The following is an 18,458-nucleotide window of genomic DNA, read 5'->3' on the forward strand; positions in this document are numbered from 1 at the left end:
GCGTAAATTTACCTCAATTATGGAGATATACGAAACGGAATCAGAAATTGCCAAGAGGAAGAGTTGGCTTTTGTCCCTGGTAGTCATTGTTTTAGTGGGTTTGGGAGTATTAGTAGTGCTTCAAGTAATTGCTTTAGCTGTTGCGCCTTTTCTATTTAATATCACAATAGAAGAGATAATGGGGCTTATGACAGGTGATTATTCCGCTAATAATGGGCGGATGGCTATGTTTTTTGTTCAAGGAATTGGTTCTGGAATTGGTTTTTGGCTGGCAGCCTATGTGATTACTCATTTTATAGATAAAGCGGACCTGCATTGGGAAATTCAATTACCGAGATTTAATGCTAAAGGCGCGGGGTTGGTCTTTCTGATCGCAGTAGGAGGTATGCTTTTCAATGGGCTGTTAGTCTATTGGAACTCTCAATTGGTTCTTCCAGAGGCTTTTTCTGGCCTCGAGGTTTGGATGCAAGAAATGGAGACCCAGTTAATGGAGATGACTAAATACCTCACCGATTTTCAGACTATACCAGAGCTACTAATGGGTATTTTAGTCATTGGAATTCTAGCTGGAATAGGTGAAGAAATGTTTTTCAGAGGTCTTATCCAGCCAAAGATGCATTTATATACAGGGAATGGTCACGCTGGTGTATGGGTGACGGCTTTTATATTTTCAGCAATTCACCTTCAATTTTACGGGTTTCTTCCCCGTTTATTTTTAGGAGGTATGTTTGGTTACCTTTATTATTATTCCGGAAGTCTTACCTATCCTATTTTAGCCCATATTTTAAATAATACGGTGACTGTATTGATGGTATATGCGGCTAATCAAGGAATGATAGATTTTGATATGGAGTCAACAGACACAGTGTCATATCCTGCTGCTATGATAGGATTATTGGTTCTTGTGGCTGGAATCTATTACTTTAAGAAAATAAATAAACCCAATGGAAAACTGGATCAAGGTATTTGAAAGTGCTCAGCAAGTGAGAGCTGAAATCGTGAAAGGAGTATTGGAAGAGCACCAGATACAAGCTGTCGTATTGAATAAAAAGGAAACAGTATACCAGATTTTCGGCAATTATGAAGTTCATGTACAACGTGAAAATATGATAGCGGCGAATAACCTAATTCAGAATGAGATCACGTTTTAGTATTAATAATTACAGTAATCTAGGGCAAAGAGCCATTACTGGATTGTTTGGAGCATTGGTGATAGTGGGGGGATGCATCTATTCCGAATATACTTATTTCTTGGTGTTTGCAGGGATTCTTGGTTTTTCTCAAATGGAGTTTTATAAACTCAGTGGCCTAGATGGAATGCTGCCCTTGAAGAGTTTTGGGACATTTCTAGGCCTGATGATTTTTTGTTTAACCTTTTTGGTTGAGCAAGAGCATCTTTCCAGTAACTATTTCTTTCTGATCTTCCCTATTGTCTCACTCACCTTTTTTATAAAGCTTTATCGTAAAACTGACAAAAAGCCTTTCACTGGTGTAGCTTTTACTTTTTTAGGTCTTTTCTATGTGGCTGTACCGTTTTCTCTGCTAAATCTTGCAGTATTCTCAGTAGATGCTACCTATAATTATGAGATCATTATTGGCTGCCTATTGATTCTTTGGGCAAGTGATACGGGAGCATACTTTGCGGGAACAAAATTTGGTAAGACTAAGTTATTCGAACGTGTCTCACCGAAGAAGTCTTGGGAAGGATTTTTGGGTGGCGCATTTTCAGCAATAGGAGTCGCTTTCATCTTAACTCGGTATTTTCACGTTATTGAAGATTGGAAGTGGCTAGTCATAGCTGGGATTATCATTATTGCAGGCACCTATGGGGATCTGATTGAGTCGCTTTTCAAGCGATCAATAGAGATCAAGGACTCCGGAAAAGGGCTTCCTGGCCATGGGGGATTTATGGATCGTTTTGACGGATTGTTACTTTCGGCCCCATTTATCACTGCCTTTTTGAAAATCTTCTAATTTGAAGCCCTCTTGATTGAAAATCTGCTTAATATTGCACCGCATTTGAATAACTAAATCAAACCCGAATATGGCTTACATTGAACCGGCTCCGATTAAGGACAAAGAAAATCCTCTGGAGTCAATGATGGAAAGATTCAACATTGCAGCTGAAAAGCTAGGCCTCTCTGACGAGGTGTACAATGTCCTGAAAAATCCAGCCAAACAAGTTATCGTATCCTTACCTATCACCATGGACAATGGGAAGATTCAGGTCTTCGAAGGGATACGAGTAATTCACTCAAATATTCTTGGCCCAGCAAAAGGCGGTATCCGCTTCGCTCCCGATGTACACATCGACGAGGTGCGTGCTTTAGCGGCTTGGATGACTTGGAAATGTGCCGTAGTGGACATTCCATACGGTGGAGGCAAAGGCGGTGTGAGATGTAATCCTAGAGAAATGTCTAAGGGTGAAATCGAACGTCTTGTCAGAGCTTATACCATGGCTATGATTGATGTTTTCGGTCCGGACAAGGATATTCCAGCACCGGATATGGGAACTGGTCCCCGAGAAATGGCTTGGCTAATGGATGAGTATTCCAAAGCAAAAGGGATGACAGTAAGTTCGGTTGTAACTGGTAAGCCTCTAGTTTTGGGAGGTTCATTGGGTAGAACTGAGGCGACAGGCCGTGGAGTGATGGTGACTGCTTTGGCAGCTATGCAAAAATTGAAAATTAATCCATTCCAAGCGACATGCGCTGTTCAAGGCTTTGGAAATGTGGGTTCTTGGGCAGCTAGACTGTTGGAAGAAAGAGGGTTGAAAATCGTAGCAATCTCTGACCATACAGGTGCTTTTTATAATGAAAATGGGATCAATATTGTAGAGGCCATCGCTTATCGCGATTCTAATAACAATAACCTGGAAGGCTTCAAAGGCGGGGAGAAAATGCTGGATGCCGGTGATTTGCTTACATTGGAAGTGGACGTGTTAGTTCCTGCTGCTGTAGAAGATGTGATCACTATTCACAATGTAAACGACATTAAAGCCAAGCTCATCGTAGAAGGTGCAAATGGTCCTACGTCGGCAAAAGCTGATGCAATCATTAATGAAAAAGGCATCATGGCAGTACCTGATATCTTGGCAAATGCCGGTGGGGTGACTGTTTCTTATTTCGAATGGGTTCAAAATAGATTGGGATACAAATGGACTGCTGACCGTGTAAACAGACGCTCAGACCGTATCATGAAGGATTCCTTTGAAATGGTCTATCAAGCTTCCCAGAAGTACGATGTACCAATGAGAATAGCTGCATATATCGTTGCAATCGATAAAGTAGCGAAGACATATACATTTAGAGGAGGATTCTAATACCCTTCTCTCAAAAGAATATTTTATCTTTGAGGCGTGGGGAGATTCCCCGCGCCTTTTAGTTTATAAGCATATGACCATACACCGCGAAGGACGAGTTTTGTTATTTTGGCTACTAATTATTTTAGTTGCCGGGAATTATTTGATCATCTACTTTATGCCAGATGCTCGAGTGCTTTCTAATGTTGCTGTTTTAGGAAGTATAGTGCTTTATCTAATTATCCTCCAGTTTTTCCGTAGCCCCATCATTCAATTGCCAACCGATGAAAGCCTGGTCTATGCTCCTGTTGATGGGAAAGTGGTAGTGATTGAAGAAGCATTTGAAGATGAATATTTGAAAGAGAATCGCAGACAGGTGTCGATCTTCATGTCTCCAATCAACGTGCATATCACCCGATCTCCGATTAAGGGTATTGTGGAGTTTTTCCAGTATCATCCGGGGAAATATCTCGTAGCTTGGCATCCAAAATCAAGCACTGAAAATGAGCGAACTTCTATGGTAGTGACTCATGAAGGTGGTACGAAGCTCATGGTAAGACAGGTAGCTGGAGCTCTAGCTAGAAGAATCAAATGGTATGTAAAGCCAGGTTCAGAACTTGCTTCAGGCGGAGAATTTGGGTTTATTAAATTTGGCTCACGAGTGGATATTTATCTTCCACTGGATGCTGAGATCTTAGTGGGATTAGAAGAGAAAACTAAAGGTGGAAGAACTCCGATTGCGAGATTGAAAGCTTAATCTTTTGAGAAACTTTTATTACCAAAAATGCTCCAATTAAGGAGCGTTTTTGGTTTTATGCCTTGATGACTTTTTTGTACACCACAAATCCAAGCCCTAGCGTAACCAAGAATAAAATCAGACTGATCCATTCAAAAGTTCTTTTTTCTGAGAGCTTTTCTTCGATTAATTTGTCTCTTTCTGCAACCGCTCTTTTTAACGCCTGCACATCCTTTTCCTGCTTGAAAGCAATTGCTTTGTAGTCTTCCCCTGTCTGAGTGGCTACTGTGGTTTCTATATCCCCGATCATTCTAAGTTCATCCATGATCAGGTTGTCCTTAGCGATAATGCGCTCCAGCCACTCGTTGGTTTCTATCATATCTTTTTTGGTGCGATTTCCAAAGATACCAGACTTCTTGCTTTCAGATTCCTTCCATTGGCGGGTTAGCGCATCGCGCTCTTGAACCATTTTTTCAAGCTTGGCTTTGCCAGCTTCAGTGAATTGCGGTGTTAGTATATTTAGAAAAGTCAGGAGAACTATGAGAATCATTTTTCTTGGGATATTAATGGACTTAAAAGTAAAGAATCAGGAAACTTGATATTCACTTTCGTACGAATATATAGGAAAGCGAATATGAGCATGCCAACGGAGAATATAAGAATAGCGGATTCATCTTGCCAAGAAGCAAATTGCAGGGTTTTTATTTCCTGAGTTTTCTGAGCCAATGCGTTTTTTAGCTTTTGAATATCTTTTTCTTGGGAAAGTGTAATCGCTTTGTAGTTTTCGTTTTCTGAAATAAGTGAAGCTTCGTCGATACGATTATTCAACTTCAGTTTTTGGATAATTGCATTATCTTTTTCGATGATCTGCATTGCTAGTGCATAATTTACCGTCTGATTTGTGGGGATTTCTAACCCAAATACGACTGAGCTTTCATTTGATTCTGCTTTTAACTGCTGAATCATGGACTCTCGCTCTGTCAATAATGTGGACGTAGCATTGCTAGCGTAGATCTGAATTGGTAATAAAAATAGCCAAGTAAAAATTGCAGTTTTCATAAGATAGAGTTAAGATAAGGTTGGTGGTTTATCTACTTTCTTTCCAAACAGCATTCCAGTTGGCCAACTTATTTTTTCCAGCCTCTCGTCATTTCCTTTTTACCAGGAGAAGGCCAGGAAGGGATTCAACTTCAAGTCCGAGTTCTTTCAGATCTCTCCTCAGTTGTCCTGTTGCACAGTAGGTAGTGAAGATTCCTCCAGGGTTTATGGTATCGCAAACCTTCCCTAACACCTCTTTTTGCCACATTTCAGGCTGTTTACTTGGTGCAAACGCATCGTAGAATACTACATCTGTAGGGTAAAGGACCACGTCATTAAGCGTAGTATTTTCTTTTTTCATATTGAAATACTCAGACATGATTACGCCTTTATCCCAATCTGCTTTGTGCAATCTTTGCAAATATGGCTTGTAGTGAAATATAGCATCGTCCATATCTCCATAATTAAGCTGGGAATAAATGTCCTCAGGTAGTGGAAATGGCTCAATGCTGTGATAGAGTACAGGTATCTGGTTTTGCTCAGCCCATACAAGTGTTAGCCAGGCATTCAGACCGGTGCCAAATCCTACCTCAAAAATGCGAAGTGGCTTTTTTCTAGGATGATTCATTACCCATGAATCCAACCCATAAAGCATAAAAACATGAATTGATTCTTTGAAGGCACCATGAAAACTATGGTAAGTTTCTTTTAACTCTTCATTGTAAAGAGAATGAGAGCCATCCTCCGTAGTGATGATTTTTAACTTGTTGCTCATACAGAGTAGATTAAAGCTGTACAGTACGCCGAAACTCCCTCTTGCCGACCTACAAAACCTAGCTTTTCGGTTGTAGTAGCTTTGATGGAAATGTCATTTTCTAAGACATTCATTACCTCAGCCAGACAAGTTTTCATAGTTGGTATATGGGGGTTGACCTTAGGAACTTGAAGACAGATCGTAGTGTCTAAATTCCCTACTTCAAAGCCAGCTTCCCGAATTAAAACCATAACTTCTGATAGCAAAATTTTGCTATCAATGCCTTTAAATTGCGGGTCTTGATCAGAAAAATGATGTCCTATGTCACGTAAGTTTGCAGCACCAAGAAGCGCATCACAAATCACATGGATCAATACATCCGCATCGGAATGTCCGACCGCACCTTTCTCGTGTTCTAGTTTTATTCCTCCCAGCCAAAAGTCGTAGCCTTCCTTTAGTTGATGGACATCGTAGCCGAAACCTATTCTGAATTTGTTCATGCAGGTACAGATTTATAATATAATACAGAAGAGTTTTCTTCACGGATTAAGCGATTTGCCCAAGTCATGATTTCCTCCCCTTTTATGTTTGATTTATTTTCGAATTCCTCGTAATACAGGTCTGGATTACCAAGCTGTGCATAATTAGCCAAGTTCATTGCCCGATTAAGAACTTGAATTGACTCGTATGTTTTCATTGCTTCACCTTGGTTCTTTACTTTTTGTAAGGCGTGTTCAGATATTTCAGAATTTAGAAATTTAGAAATCACTTCATCCAGCCCCTGTTCTGCTTCTTCGGCAGAAACTCCATTTTCCATTTTTCCGGAGAAAATAAGTAAGCCTGGGTCTACCGAACCTAAAATATAAGCGCCTACCGCCGCGAAAAGTTTTCCGTTTTTCACAAGAGTTTGCTCAAGGAGTGAAGACTTCCCAAAGCCAATAATGTCGGTAATCAAATCAGCTTCCAAATATCCTTGGGTAAGTTTAGCTGGCATTTTATAGGCTTTGTACAGTGCGTCAGTTGGGACGTCAGCTTCTACTAGTTTGGTTCTTTTGGCGAGCTGAGCAGGTTGCGACTGGTATCTGATGGTTTGCTTTGGAAAGATTAGGAATCGGTTCAAACCACTTCTTAGCCAAGCGCTCTACCTCCGCTTGAGTCACTGCTCCAGCGACGACTAGGACAGCATTGTCCGGTCTATAATTCGCCTGATAAAATTCCCAAACATCCTCTTGGGTGTAGTTGATGATATCGTTTAGATTTTGGCCAATGGTTGGCCATCTATAAGGGTGTGTTGTATAGGCAAGGTCTCGCAAATGGTGAAATACATCTCCATAAGGCTGATTGAGGTAGCGCTGCTTGTATTCCTCCATCACTACTTTCCGCTGAGTTTCGATTGTTTTTTCGCTCAGCGTCAATTGTAGCATACGGTCAGATTCCAGCCAAAAGGCTGTCTCCAGATTTGCGGCAGGAATCGTAATGTAGTAGTTCGTAATATCAGGACTGGTAAATGCATTACAGGCACCACCAACACGCTCGAGTTCACGATCGAATACAGGAACATTCGCAGAACTGCCGAACATTAAATGTTCGAAGAAATGAGCAAGGCCGGTTTTGCCGAGTTTTTCATTTCGGGATCCGACTTTATATAATAGGTTGAAAACAGCGATTTTGCTGCCGTGATCCTCGTGGACGATCACTTCTAATCCGTTTTCTAGGAAAAATCTTGTGTAGGGTAGCATAATTGTAGCTTGCAAAGCTAAGATAATTGGCAATTATGGCTAATCAGCTGGATAGATTTTAAGTAAACCTTAGCAATCAAGCTTGAGTTTAACCATAAACTATCCCTTTGGTGTAAGCATTCCTGATTTTTTCGAAAAAAAAACGAACTTTGGAATGATTGCTTAAGTTAGTTTTCCAATATAACCCTCAGCTCAATTCCCTTATGAAAAAACATTGCGTAGAACTTCACAAGACTGGACAGTTTTCACAATTTTTTTTGGATTATATCGGAGGGAAAAAAGAATTACAACCTTTTTATGCTCACGCTCCTAAGCTGGAGAGTTTCAAACAGGCTATTGAGCAAAAGACTTTTTCAGATGAAAATCGCAAAGTGCTGGTAGAAGCGCTGCATAGTCAATATGCAAATCAGGAAGTGAGTTACGCTGTTTCTTCCAACATTAAGGCATTGGCTTCAGAAGGTACATTCACGGTGACTACAGGTCATCAATTGAATTTATTCACCGGTCCACTTTACTTTATTTATAAGATTGTTTCTACAATTAATCTGGCCAAAAAATTAGCTGAAACATACCCGAACTACAAGTTTGTGCCTGTTTATTGGATGGCCACTGAGGACCACGATTTTGATGAGATCAATTATTTCAAACTTGATGGCAAGAAATATCAATGGAATTCTGATCAGACTGGTGCAGTTGGAGATTTTGAACTTGATAAAAGTTTTAAGGAATTTCTTAAATCAGTATCCTTTGCTCCGCAGGTATTTTTAGATGCATATTCTTCATCTAAAACGCTAGCAGAGGCAGTCCGCAAGTATGTGAATTCACTTTTTGGCGAGGAAGGTTTGCTGATTGTGGATGGAGATGATGCGAGTTTGAAACGGGAATTTACAGAGGTCATACTTTCTGATTTGTTCAAACATACTCCTTTTACAAAGGCAAATGAAGCGACTGAGGAATTGGAGGAATTGGGATATAGCAGTCAGATCTTCCCTCGGGAAGTTAATTTATTCTCCCTGGACAAAGGGATTAGGGAGCGGATTGAAAAGATGGATTCTGGATTTGGTGTGGTAAATACCGAATTGCGATTTTCCGATGAAGAAATGGAGGCTTTAGTAGAGTCAAATCCAGAGCGATTTAGTCCGAACGTAGTCTTGCGTCCACTTTATCAGGAAACCATTCTGCCTAATCTGGCTTATTTGGGAGGCCCAGCTGAAGTAGTTTATTGGCTGCAGCTGAAGAGTGTTTTCGATCATTTTAAAACTCCTTTCCCTGTCTTACTACCTCGGAATTTCGCTTTGCTCGCAAACGAAAAAGTACAGCGCAAAATGCAACAATTGAATTGGAGTGTTGAGGATTTATTTGTGGACGTGGAGCACTGGAAAAAGACTTTTGTGAAGGCTGAAGCTAGCATGGACATAGAGCTCACTAAGCAGAAAGAGGTGATTTCAGCACTATTCGATATGAAAGGTAAGGAAGCTGCACATTTGGAGAAGACCTTGGAAAATGCATTCGAAGCTGGGAAAATGAGATCATTGAAGATCATTGATCAAATGTCCAGAAAGCTGCGTAAAGCAGAGGAACGTCGTCTGCATACACAAATTGAGCGTGCCTGTTGTATTCAGGAGTTAGTGAAGCCAGGAGGTAGCCCACAGGAGCGGGTGGTAAATATGATGCAGTTTTATCTTGCTAACCCAGATCTGATCTCTGAGCTTCTGGATTGCTTCGATCCGCTGGATTTCAGAATGATGGTATTGACAAATGAGTCTTGATAAGCACCAGCTAAGAACTTTTTACAAAGAGCTTCGTGCGGCTTTGTCAAACGAAGAGATCGAACAGAAATCGCTTCAGATTTCTAACAATGTGATTGATTTTTTGAAAGAGCGAAAAGGCCTCAATCATTTTCACCTATTCTTTCCCATTCCAAAGCAACTGGAAGTGAATACCTATCCTATCAAGGAGCATATACAAGAGAGGGGTGGAACGGTTTATACTTCAAAGGTTGATCCAGGTTCATTGAAATTGCAGACTTTGCTTTTAAAGTCTGGCACAAACTTTCAGCTTGATAGTTGGGGAATTCCGATTCCAGAAGAGTATGAGTTCGCTTCGAATGAGATGATTCAGTTGGTTTTTGTGCCCTTGCTAGTTTATGATCAAAAAGGGAATAGAATTGGATTTGGCAAAGGGTATTATGATGTGTTTTTGGCCAGTTTGTATCCTTCAGTAATAAAGGTCGGATTGAGTTTTTTCTCTCCAGAACTGAGTATTCCATCTGAATTACATGATATCCCACTGGATTATTGTATTACGCCAGAAAATATTATTACTTTTTAAACTTGAATTAATGAGCTACTCTATGCGATTTACTTTACTCGTGGTTTTTGTTACGCTTTCTCTTTTGTTTTCAGCAGTAGTTGAATCCAAAGCGCAAATCCAAGATTACAATACCATGATTGGGATTACTGGCGGAACTAATATTGGCGGAACTATAAAACAATTTATTTCTTACAATGGCGCCGTTGACCTGCTTGTTTACAAGAGATGGAAAGGCTGGGTTGCAGCTGCATTATATGAGCACCATATGGACATTCGAGAATTCCGAGGGCTTGAGTGGTATTTTGGTGGCGGAGCTCATTACGGAATATGGAAAGATGGAAAAGGTGAGCCACCTTGGGTGTATAAGATTGATCAGGATTATAAGGTGTTCGGAATTGATGCAATTACCGGAGTGGAATACAACATTAATAAGAGTAATTTTTTTGTAGGGTTGTATTGGAAGCCTGCCTATAATTTCACCGACTTTACTAAGTTTTGGGAGGATGAAGTGGCATTTACGCTACGATATTCTTTGTAATGGAAAACTTTTTTTATTGAATGGTGAGACTTCTAATCCTAGGTTTAATATAGATAGTTGAGGAAGCTAAAATTTAAATGAGCAGCGCCAGATCGGCGCTGCTTTTTTTATTCAATTTATTTTATATCACTGATATTAAGTATATTAAAATATCATTTTTAATACATTACTCTTTTTAAAACTAGATTTTTATGTCGCAATCAACGGAGGTTTCTGAAACGCTTAAACCATTTAAATCCATTGGAGTCTGCTTTAGCGGCGGTGGCTACAGAGCTACAGCTTTCAGCTTGGGGGTTTTAGATTACCTGAATAGAATTGAGTTTGAAGGAAAACCGCTACTTGAAAACGTAATAGCGCTTAGCTCAGTAAGCGGAGGGACAATTACTGCAGGTTTATTTGCCGCGAGCAATGCCAAAGGGGAATCCTTCGAGGCTTTTTATTCAAAACTTTATTCTTTTTTAAAGGAAGATAAGCTGGTAGGGGAGGCTACGGCAAAGTTTATGGATAATGAATTTTGGCAGACCACGACTAGGAGTAGATCAGTGATTAATGGCTTTGCATTGACATATTATGAGAAGCTAGTTGCTGAAAGCTTTGAGGATTTAAAGCCGCAGAAAATACAAGGTCACTTGAAGTATGTCTGCTTTAATGCTACTGAATTTACATATGGGTTGACTTTTAGATTTCAGAACGTTAATAAGTTTGGGAATTATGAATTGAAATGTGATCAGCTTCAAGCTGTATTGAGCGACATACGGATTGCCGATGCAATTGCTTCTTCTTCATGTTTTCCCGTAGGGTTTGCGCCCATGATTTTCCCAAATGATTACTTAGAAAATCACGAAAGTCAAGAATATATTAACCTGATCACTGTTCCCAAATTTGCCAAGGGTGTAGGTATAATGGATGGAGGTATTGTGGATAATCAAGGGATTGGCAGCATGGTGAATTTTGATAAGAGTTCTCAGGAAGGTTTTCCTTTAGATCTACTTATTGTGAATGATGTAGATGGTTTTGTTATGCCACCTTGGAATCTTTATCAAGGCGAAAATTCAAGTGAGGGTAAAGAACCGTTCTCTTCCTATGTTGCAGGGTGGCTAGGGCACCTTCAATTGAAGCCTATTTATTGGATTGGCCTTTTGATAGGGATCTTTGGGTTAATTTTTTCAAGTGTTTTAGACGTATTTTTTGAGAAAACCTGGATTTTGCTTTATGGTATTTCAAGTGGGTTGATCGGCATATTTGCCGTATTAACTAGCTTGGGGCTTTTGGGTGATTACGTAGTGAAAAAAGCTAAGAATGAAGTGCAGGGAATGGTTAAAAATGTCTTGCCACATGCCTTGCTGGATGACGTGGAGAGATTCGCCAATTTGGAAGTAAATCAGGTAAAAGATATGGTGATCAATAGATGGACTTCAGCGCTACTAATGATTAATGAGATATTCCTCAGACAAATAAGAAGGTTGAATTTTGACTTGCTTTATACCACCCCAAAATTCGCTAATCGAAGAGTAACTTCAACAGTGTACCAACTGAACGGAAAGCAAAACACGATCAGTGATGAAAAACAAAAAGAAAAGGCGGATGATATCACTGTATCGAAAAAAATCAAAGAATCTGCGCTTCTCGCTTCGCAGATGCCTACCACATTGTGGTGGGATAGCGAGGACTTAAAAGTGCACCGTCAGGATAACCTTATCGCTTGCGGACAGTTTACTACTTGTTACAATCTAATAAAGTACATTCAGAAACTTCCTTCAGAATATCAAACGGATCAGGTGAAGAATCTCCATAAAGCCCTTTTGGAAGATTGGAAACAATTCACTGCCGACCCATTAATTTTTGTAAGGAAATAGTTATCACTTTTGCTGCTTTTTATCGAGTAGTAGGGGGAAATGAGGTGGTATTTGTACAATAAAATTAACTAGTAACAACGGTTTTCAATGAGTTTTATGAAATATAGATTCAAGAAGCTATTCTTTGGCTGAATTTTCCATACGTGTTGAATAGAATCAATTAGTATATTCGGAAAGGCAAATAAGCAATTTTTTATTATAGGATTAAGACCTTAGCTTTGGATTCTTCTTGAACAATTAACAATGGATAAGTTTTCTTATATCGCTAATGCTCACGTGTCTTATATCGATGAGCTATACTCTTCTTACAAGAGTGACCCAGAATCAATCGACCCAAGCTGGAAAGAGTTTTTTGACGGCTTTGACTTTGCACTAACCAACTACGGTGAAGAAGAGGTCGGAGCTTTGTCAAATGGAAAGTCTACTCCTCCTGCCAAAAATGGCGCACTTGCCACTCCAGGTACCATTATGGACATGGAGCAATTGCCTAAGGAAATTAAGGTGAGAGCATTGATTCATGCTTACAGATCTCGAGCTCACTTGAGATCAAAGACTAACCCTGTACGAGAGCGAAGAGATAGAAAAGCTTTGATCGACCCTCAGGACTTTGGGTTGGGGCAGGAAGACATGAATACCGAATTCCAAGCTGGTAACGAGATTGGTATCGGTTCTGCAAAACTTTCTAAGATTTTAGATTCTTTAAAGTCTATTTACGAAGGATCTGTAGGGTTTGAATACCTATATATACGCGATCCGGAAATGTTGGATTGGTTTAAGACTAAAGTGGAAAAAGAAGCTTTAGCATTTAATCCAACTCATGAGGAGAAAAAAAGAATCCTTTCGAAACTTAACCAAGCGGTAGTTTTCGAAAACTTTTTGCACACCAAATATCTTGGTCAAAAGCGTTTTTCACTGGAAGGTGGAGAAAGCACCATTCCATTCTTGGATGCTGTAATTAATACTTCTTCTCAGTTAGGCGTGAAGGAAGTGATGATAGGCATGGCTCACAGAGGTCGTTTGAATGTTTTGGCAAATATAATGGGCAAAACCTACGAGCAGATTTTCTCTGAATTCGAAGGAACAGCCAAGCCGGATTTAACAATGGGCGATGGGGATGTGAAATATCACATGGGTTATTCCAGTGATATTGTGACGCATTCGGAGAATAAGGTTCACCTGAAACTAGCGCCAAACCCTTCTCACCTAGAGGCTGTGGATCCAGTAGTGGAAGGTTTCCTACGTGCAAAGATCGATTCAGAATACAAAGGTGATTATACCAAAGCACTTCCAATTTTGATTCATGGAGATGCTGCTATCGCTGGTCAAGGAATCGTTTACGAGGTGACTCAGATGGAAGATCTGAAAGGTTATAATACGGGTGGTACGATCCACTTTGTAATCAATAATCAAGTTGGTTTTACTACCGATTTTGATGATGCCCGTTCTTCTATCTATTGTACTGACATTGCTAAAATCATTGACGCACCTGTCATTCACGTGAATGGTGATAATGCTGAGGCTGTAGTATTTGCAGCAAAACTTGCAGCGGAATTCAGACAAAAATTCAGCCGTGATATTTTTGTGGACATGGTCTGCTATAGACGTCATGGGCATAATGAGTCTGACGAACCGAAGTTCACTCAGCCAGAACTTTACAACATCATTTCTAAACACCCAAATCCAAGAGAGATCTACGTGAAGCGCCTCGCTGAACGTGGTGATGTGGAAGCTAAATTGGCTTCGCAAATGGATGAGGAATTCAGACAGTTGCTTCAGGATCGTTTGAATTTGGTAAAGGAAAAGCCTCTTCCATATCAGGCAACTCGATTCGAAGAAGAATGGAGTAACTTGAGAAGATCTAAGCCAGAGGATTTTGATCAATCCCCTCAGACTGGTGTAACTCAGGAGCAAATAGAAAAAGTTGCTGAAGCGCTTACTGTGATTCCTAAAGGATTTAAGCCGCTTAAGCAGATTGAAGCCCAGCTGAAGCAGCGTAAAGACATGTTTTTCCAGTCTAAATCATTAAACTGGGCAGCAGCAGAATTACTTGCTTACGGTTCCTTGACTTTGGAAGGAAAGACTGTTCGATTGACTGGCCAGGATGTGCAAAGAGGGACTTTCTCTCACCGTCATGCGGTCCTTCATGATGCCAATACAAATAAAGCCTACAATTCCCTAAAAGAAATGAAGGACAGAAAAGGTGAATTCTATATCTACAATTCACTTCTTTCTGAATACGCGGTTTTAGGTTTTGAATATGGTTATGCCATGGCAAACCCAAATTCCTTGACGATCTGGGAAGCACAATTTGGTGATTTCGCCAATGGCGCTCAAACCATGATTGACCAGTTTATTACCTCTGGTGAATCAAAATGGCAGAAAATGAACGGTTTGGTAATGTTGCTTCCACATGGCTATGAAGGTCAGGGACCAGAGCACTCCAATGCACGTCCGGAAAGATTCCTGCAGCTTGCTGCTGAATACAACACAGTTGTCGCTAACGTAACTGAGCCGTCTAACTTCTTCCACTTGCTGAGAAGACAGCTGGCTTGGGAATTTAGAAAGCCATGTATTGTCATGTCGCCTAAGTCTTTGCTTAGACATCCAAAAGTAGTTTCTCCACTTTTCGAATTTACTTCGGGTACTTTCAGAGAAGTCCTTCCAGACACTACGGTGAATGCTAAAGATGTGAAACGTGTTGTGCTTTGCTCAGGAAAGATCTATTACGACTTGGAAGAAGCTCGTGAGAAAGAGAAAGTAAAAGATGTGGCTATCGTTAGGATCGAGCAACTACACCCACTTCCTAAGAAGCAGATGCTGGATGCTTTGTCTGCTTATCCAGAAGCTGAATTAGTTTGGGTACAGGAAGAACCATCTAACATGGGCTATTGGAATTATATGTTAAGACTCCTTTATAAAGAATTACCTATGGAGGTGATCGCAAGAAAAGCAAGTGCTTCGCCTGCCACAGGATATAATAAAGTCCACGTGGAAGAGCAGAAAAATATTGTTGCTCAGGCACTTAAATTGAAATAATTACAGCTCTTTTTATAAAGACATCCAAAATAATCGTATCATTTTGTTCCTCTCTTTTTGACTAGAAAGAAAAAAAAGAAAAACTTATGAGCAAAGAAATTAAAGTCCCAGCGGTAGGAGATCCATCACGGAAGTAACTATCGGTCAATGGTTTAAAAAAGATGGAGAGGAGAGTTCAGATGGACGAAGTCCTTTGTGAACTGGAATCTGATAAAGCCACTTTTGAATTGCCGGCAGAAGCTGCTGGGCGTGCTTAGAATCAAAGCCCAAGAAGGTGATGTACTGGAAATAGGAGCTGTGATCTGTGAAATTGACGAAACTGGAACTCCAGGGTAAATCTGAGCCAGCTGCTGAAGCTGCACCCAAAGCAGAAGCAAAATCTTCTGAATCAAAAGCTACCGGAGAAGTGAAAGACATGGTAGTGCCTACTGTAGGTGAGTCTATCACGGAAGTTACTTTGGCTAACTGGCTAAAAGGTGATGGAGATTATGTGAAGTTGGATGAAATCATCGCTGAGGTAGATTCTGATAAGGCTACTTTTGAATTGCCAGCTGAGGCATCAGGAATTCTTCGCCACGTGGCGCAAGAAGGCGATGTGCTTGAGATTGGTGGAATGATCTGTAAAATCGAAGTGACGGAAGGCGAACCAGCGGCTGCAGCTAGTTCTGAATCTTCTTCTGAATCAGCTCCAGCAGCTGCCTCAGGAAATACAAACTATGCTACTGGACATGCGTCTCCTGCAGCTTCGAAGATTTTGGCAGAAAAGGGAGTTTCTCCTGAGTCTGTAAAAGGAACTGGAAAAGACGGTAGAATTACTAAAGAAGATGCTCAATCTGCTCAAAAAGCTGCTCCAGCTCCAGCAAAAGCTGAAAGCAAACCAGCGGCGGCTTCTGCTCCTGCACCAGTTGCTGGTTCTAGAAACGAGCGCAGAGAGAAAATGTCTTCTTTAAGAAAAACAGTTGCAAAGCGTTTGGTTTCTGTGAAAAATGAAACAGCCATGTTGACCACATTCAATGAGGTGAACATGAAGCCGATCATGGATTTGAGATCCAAATTCAAAGAGCAATTTAAAGAGAAGCATGGTGTAGGACTTGGTTTCATGTCCTTCTTCACCAAAGCTGTTTGTGTAGCCCTTCAGGAATGGCCTGCAGTAAATGCTAAAATTGACGGAAACGAGATCGTTTACAACGATTACTGTGATATTTCAATTGCCGTTTCTGCTCCAAAAGGATTGGTAGTTCCGGTAATCAGAAATGCCGAAACACTAAGTTTTGATCAGGTAGAAAAAGAGGTGGTAAGATTGGCTATGAAAGCTAGAGACAACAAGCTTTCTATAGAGGAAATGACTGGCGGTACGTTCACATTGACTAACGGAGGAATCTTCGGTTCAATGATGTCAACACCTATCATCAATGCTCCACAATCTGCTATCCTGGGAATGCACAACATCGTTCAACGCCCAATGGCGGTAAATGGTGAGGTTGTAATCCTTCCGATGATGTATCTGGCACTTTCTTATGACCACAGAATCATTGATGGCCGTGAGTCGGTAAGCTTCCTCGTTCGAGTAAAAGAATTGCTTGAAGATCCGACAAGATTGTTGTTTGGAGTCTAAGGATTTAAGATTTCTGATATACGATTTACGATGGGCTGAGGAACTTCAGCCCTCATTTTAACAAGTCTTGGCTCATGGTTCTAGACTCTAAAAAGACAAAAAAATGTACGACGTAATAGTTATAGGTTCTGGTCCAGGTGGATATGTTGCAGCGATTCGCTGTGCGCAGCTTGGGTTGAAAACCGCCATTGTTGAAAAATACCCAACGCTAGGAGGGACTTGCCTGAATGTGGGTTGTATCCCGTCCAAGGCATTGTTGGATTCCTCTGAGCATTATCATAATGCAGCTCACACGTTCGAAACTCACGGCATTAAGTTGAGCAATTTGAAAGTAGATTTGAAGCAAATGATTACCCGTAAGAATGACGTGGTAAAGCAAAATACAGATGGGATTGATTACTTGATGAAGAAGAACAAAATCGATGTTCATCAAGGAGTTGGCTCTTTCGTAGATAAAACTACTGTGAAAGTGACTAAAGATGACGGTTCTGCTTCTGACATTCAGGGTAAAAACATCATTATAGCAACCGGTTCTAAACCATCTACTTTGCCTTTCATTAAGATCGACAAAGAAAGAGTGATCACTTCTACTGAAACTTTGAACTTGAAAGAGATTCCGAAGCACCTAGTAGTAATCGGTGGCGGAGTAATCGGCTTGGAGCTAGGTTCTGTGTATGCGAGATTGGGTGCGAAGGTTTCTGTGATCGAATTCATGGATTCATTAATTCCTACCATGGATCGCACCATGGGCAAGGAACTTCAGAAGTCCTTGAAGAAAATTGGCTTTGAATTTTTCCTGAAGCATAAAGTAACTTCTGTAGAAAGCAAAGGCAAAGAAGTGACTGTGAAAGCTGAGAATGCAAAAGGTGAAACGGTAGAAGTGAAAGGCGATTATGTCTTGGTTTCAATTGGTAGAAGACCTTACACTGATGGCTTGAATGCTGAAGCTGCAGGTGTGAAAATCACCGACAGAGGTCAAGTGGAGGTGAATGATCATCTTCAGACCAATGTGCCAAATATCTATGCAATCGGTGATGTGGTGAAAGGTGCCATGCTTGCTCACAAAGCTGAGGAAGAAGGTGTCTTTGTTGCTGAGACTATATTAGGTCAAAAGCCTCATATCAACTACAACCTGATTCCTGGTGTAGTTTATACTTGGCCGGAAGTAGCTGCCGTAGGATATACCGAAGAGCAATTGAAGGAAAAAGGCATCAAGTACAAGGCTGGTAAATTCCCTTTCATGGCTTCAGGCCGTGCAAGAGCTTCCATGGATACTGATGGCTTGGTTAAAGTCTTGGCAGATGCTGAGACAGATGAGATCCTTGGCGTTCACATGATCGGTCCAAGAACTGCTGATATGATAGCTGAAGCGGTTGTTGCGATGGAATATAGAGCATCGGCTGAGGATATCGCCAGAATGTCTCATGCTCACCCGACTTATACTGAAGCTTTCAAAGAGGCTTGTTTGGCTGCTACTGATAATAGAGCGCTACATATTTAATAAAATTAGTACCCTTGCTGATTTAAGCCAT

16 protein-coding genes and 2 pseudogenes are annotated in these 18,458 nt (G+C 40.7%); 13 read left to right on the forward strand and 5 right to left on the reverse strand.

What is annotated here, in order from left to right; genetic code table 11:
* Positions 1-19 precede the first annotated feature (19 nt).
* From AC0L6R_RS12935 to AC0L6R_RS12955, 5 genes are all read left to right on the forward strand, one after another.
* Positions 20-970, forward strand: a complete 951-nt coding sequence (locus tag AC0L6R_RS12935) for a CPBP family intramembrane glutamic endopeptidase (RefSeq protein WP_283414717.1) — start codon at positions 20-22, stop codon at positions 968-970.
* On the forward strand, positions 945-1,151 hold the full coding sequence (locus AC0L6R_RS12940) for a putative signal transducing protein (protein ID WP_283414716.1): 207 nt from the start codon (positions 945-947) through the stop codon (positions 1,149-1,151). Before AC0L6R_RS12935 ends, AC0L6R_RS12940 begins: the two co-directional genes overlap by 26 nt.
* On the forward strand, positions 1,135-1,974 hold the full coding sequence (locus AC0L6R_RS12945) for a phosphatidate cytidylyltransferase (RefSeq protein WP_283414715.1): 840 nt from the start codon (positions 1,135-1,137) through the stop codon (positions 1,972-1,974). Before AC0L6R_RS12940 ends, AC0L6R_RS12945 begins: the two co-directional genes overlap by 17 nt.
* A gap of 70 nt (positions 1,975-2,044) precedes the next feature.
* Complete coding sequence (locus AC0L6R_RS12950) at positions 2,045-3,322, forward strand: Glu/Leu/Phe/Val family dehydrogenase (RefSeq protein ID WP_283414714.1); 1,278 nt, start codon at positions 2,045-2,047, stop codon at positions 3,320-3,322.
* 73 nt (positions 3,323-3,395) lie between these two features.
* Positions 3,396-4,058 carry a phosphatidylserine decarboxylase family protein gene (locus AC0L6R_RS12955; protein WP_473271572.1) on the forward strand — a complete coding sequence of 221 codons (663 nt, stop codon included), beginning with the start codon at positions 3,396-3,398 and terminating at the stop codon, positions 4,056-4,058.
* 55 nt (positions 4,059-4,113) lie between these two features.
* Here the strand turns inward: AC0L6R_RS12955 and AC0L6R_RS12960 are convergent, their stop codons facing one another.
* The 5 genes and pseudogenes from AC0L6R_RS12960 to AC0L6R_RS12980 form a co-directional block, all read right to left on the reverse strand.
* Positions 4,114-4,587: a Clp protease ClpB gene (locus tag AC0L6R_RS12960; RefSeq protein ID WP_473271573.1), complete on the reverse strand. Its 474-nt coding sequence runs from the start codon at positions 4,585-4,587 to the stop codon at positions 4,114-4,116.
* Positions 4,584-5,096, reverse strand: a complete 513-nt coding sequence (locus AC0L6R_RS12965; protein WP_473271574.1) for a hypothetical protein — start codon at positions 5,094-5,096, stop codon at positions 4,584-4,586. The genes AC0L6R_RS12960 and AC0L6R_RS12965 overlap by 4 nt, the downstream gene beginning before the upstream one ends.
* Before the next feature lie 68 nt (positions 5,097-5,164).
* Positions 5,165-5,850 (reverse strand): annotated as a pseudogene (gene mnmC2, locus AC0L6R_RS12970) (tRNA (5-methylaminomethyl-2-thiouridine)(34)-methyltransferase MnmC2).
* Entirely contained in the window at positions 5,847-6,329 is a 483-nt protein-coding gene (gene ispF / locus AC0L6R_RS12975; protein ID WP_473271575.1) for a 2-C-methyl-D-erythritol 2,4-cyclodiphosphate synthase, read from the reverse strand. Before ispF ends, mnmC2 begins: the two are co-directional and overlap by 4 nt.
* A pseudogene (locus AC0L6R_RS12980) lies at positions 6,326-7,568 on the reverse strand (M16 family metallopeptidase). Before AC0L6R_RS12980 ends, ispF begins: the two are co-directional and overlap by 4 nt.
* A 203-nt stretch (positions 7,569-7,771) precedes the next feature.
* On the opposite strand from AC0L6R_RS12980, the gene bshC reads away from it, so the two are divergent.
* From bshC to lpdA, 8 genes are all read left to right on the forward strand, one after another.
* Complete coding sequence (bshC, locus tag AC0L6R_RS12985; protein ID WP_473271576.1) at positions 7,772-9,337, forward strand: bacillithiol biosynthesis cysteine-adding enzyme BshC; 1,566 nt, start codon at positions 7,772-7,774, stop codon at positions 9,335-9,337.
* Complete coding sequence (locus AC0L6R_RS12990) at positions 9,327-9,899, forward strand: 5-formyltetrahydrofolate cyclo-ligase (RefSeq protein ID WP_473271577.1); 573 nt, start codon at positions 9,327-9,329, stop codon at positions 9,897-9,899. Before bshC ends, AC0L6R_RS12990 begins: the two co-directional genes overlap by 11 nt.
* 10 nt (positions 9,900-9,909) lie before the next feature.
* The gene (locus AC0L6R_RS12995) at positions 9,910-10,419 is read left to right on the forward strand and encodes a hypothetical protein (protein ID WP_283414705.1); all 510 of its coding nucleotides are present in this window, start codon (positions 9,910-9,912) and stop codon (positions 10,417-10,419) included.
* 191 nt (positions 10,420-10,610) lie between these two features.
* Positions 10,611-12,275: a patatin-like phospholipase family protein gene (locus AC0L6R_RS13000; protein WP_473271578.1), complete on the forward strand. Its 1,665-nt coding sequence runs from the start codon at positions 10,611-10,613 to the stop codon at positions 12,273-12,275.
* A gap of 243 nt (positions 12,276-12,518) precedes the next feature.
* The gene (locus AC0L6R_RS13005) at positions 12,519-15,311 is read left to right on the forward strand and encodes a 2-oxoglutarate dehydrogenase E1 component (RefSeq protein ID WP_473271579.1); all 2,793 of its coding nucleotides are present in this window, start codon (positions 12,519-12,521) and stop codon (positions 15,309-15,311) included.
* Between the two features lie 179 nt (positions 15,312-15,490).
* The gene (locus tag AC0L6R_RS13010; protein WP_473271638.1) at positions 15,491-15,568 is read left to right on the forward strand and encodes a biotin/lipoyl-containing protein; all 78 of its coding nucleotides are present in this window, start codon (positions 15,491-15,493) and stop codon (positions 15,566-15,568) included.
* A gap of 47 nt (positions 15,569-15,615) precedes the next feature.
* Entirely contained in the window at positions 15,616-16,926 is a 1,311-nt protein-coding gene (odhB, locus tag AC0L6R_RS13015) for a 2-oxoglutarate dehydrogenase complex dihydrolipoyllysine-residue succinyltransferase (protein WP_473271580.1), read from the forward strand.
* A gap of 103 nt (positions 16,927-17,029) precedes the next feature.
* A complete protein-coding gene (gene lpdA / locus AC0L6R_RS13020; RefSeq protein ID WP_473271581.1) occupies positions 17,030-18,427 on the forward strand; it encodes a dihydrolipoyl dehydrogenase in 1,398 nt (465 codons plus the stop codon).
* Positions 18,428-18,458: the final 31 nt, after the last annotated feature.

The sequence above is a fragment of the Algoriphagus sp. 10J20-15 genome, from assembly GCF_055809615.1.

Coding starts and splice junctions, on each gene's coding strand:
- AC0L6R_RS12935 (WP_283414717.1), top strand. CDS start 20: ATGGAGATATACGAAACGGAATCAGAAATTGCCAAGAGGAAGAGTTGG.
- AC0L6R_RS12940 (WP_283414716.1), top strand. CDS start 945: ATGGAAAACTGGATCAAGGTATTTGAAAGTGCTCAGCAAGTGAGAGCT.
- AC0L6R_RS12945 (WP_283414715.1), top strand. CDS start 1,135: ATGAGATCACGTTTTAGTATTAATAATTACAGTAATCTAGGGCAAAGA.
- AC0L6R_RS12950 (WP_283414714.1), top strand. CDS start 2,045: ATGGCTTACATTGAACCGGCTCCGATTAAGGACAAAGAAAATCCTCTG.
- AC0L6R_RS12955 (WP_473271572.1), top strand. CDS start 3,396: ATGACCATACACCGCGAAGGACGAGTTTTGTTATTTTGGCTACTAATT.
- AC0L6R_RS12960 (WP_473271573.1), bottom strand. CDS start 4,587: ATGATTCTCATAGTTCTCCTGACTTTTCTAAATATACTAACACCGCAA.
- AC0L6R_RS12965 (WP_473271574.1), bottom strand. CDS start 5,096: ATGAAAACTGCAATTTTTACTTGGCTATTTTTATTACCAATTCAGATC.
- ispF (WP_473271575.1), bottom strand. CDS start 6,329: ATGAACAAATTCAGAATAGGTTTCGGCTACGATGTCCATCAACTAAAG.
- bshC (WP_473271576.1), top strand. CDS start 7,772: ATGAAAAAACATTGCGTAGAACTTCACAAGACTGGACAGTTTTCACAA.
- AC0L6R_RS12990 (WP_473271577.1), top strand. CDS start 9,327: ATGAGTCTTGATAAGCACCAGCTAAGAACTTTTTACAAAGAGCTTCGT.
- AC0L6R_RS12995 (WP_283414705.1), top strand. CDS start 9,910: ATGAGCTACTCTATGCGATTTACTTTACTCGTGGTTTTTGTTACGCTT.
- AC0L6R_RS13000 (WP_473271578.1), top strand. CDS start 10,611: ATGTCGCAATCAACGGAGGTTTCTGAAACGCTTAAACCATTTAAATCC.
- AC0L6R_RS13005 (WP_473271579.1), top strand. CDS start 12,519: ATGGATAAGTTTTCTTATATCGCTAATGCTCACGTGTCTTATATCGAT.
- AC0L6R_RS13010 (WP_473271638.1), top strand. CDS start 15,491: ATGGACGAAGTCCTTTGTGAACTGGAATCTGATAAAGCCACTTTTGAA.
- lpdA (WP_473271581.1), top strand. CDS start 17,030: ATGTACGACGTAATAGTTATAGGTTCTGGTCCAGGTGGATATGTTGCA.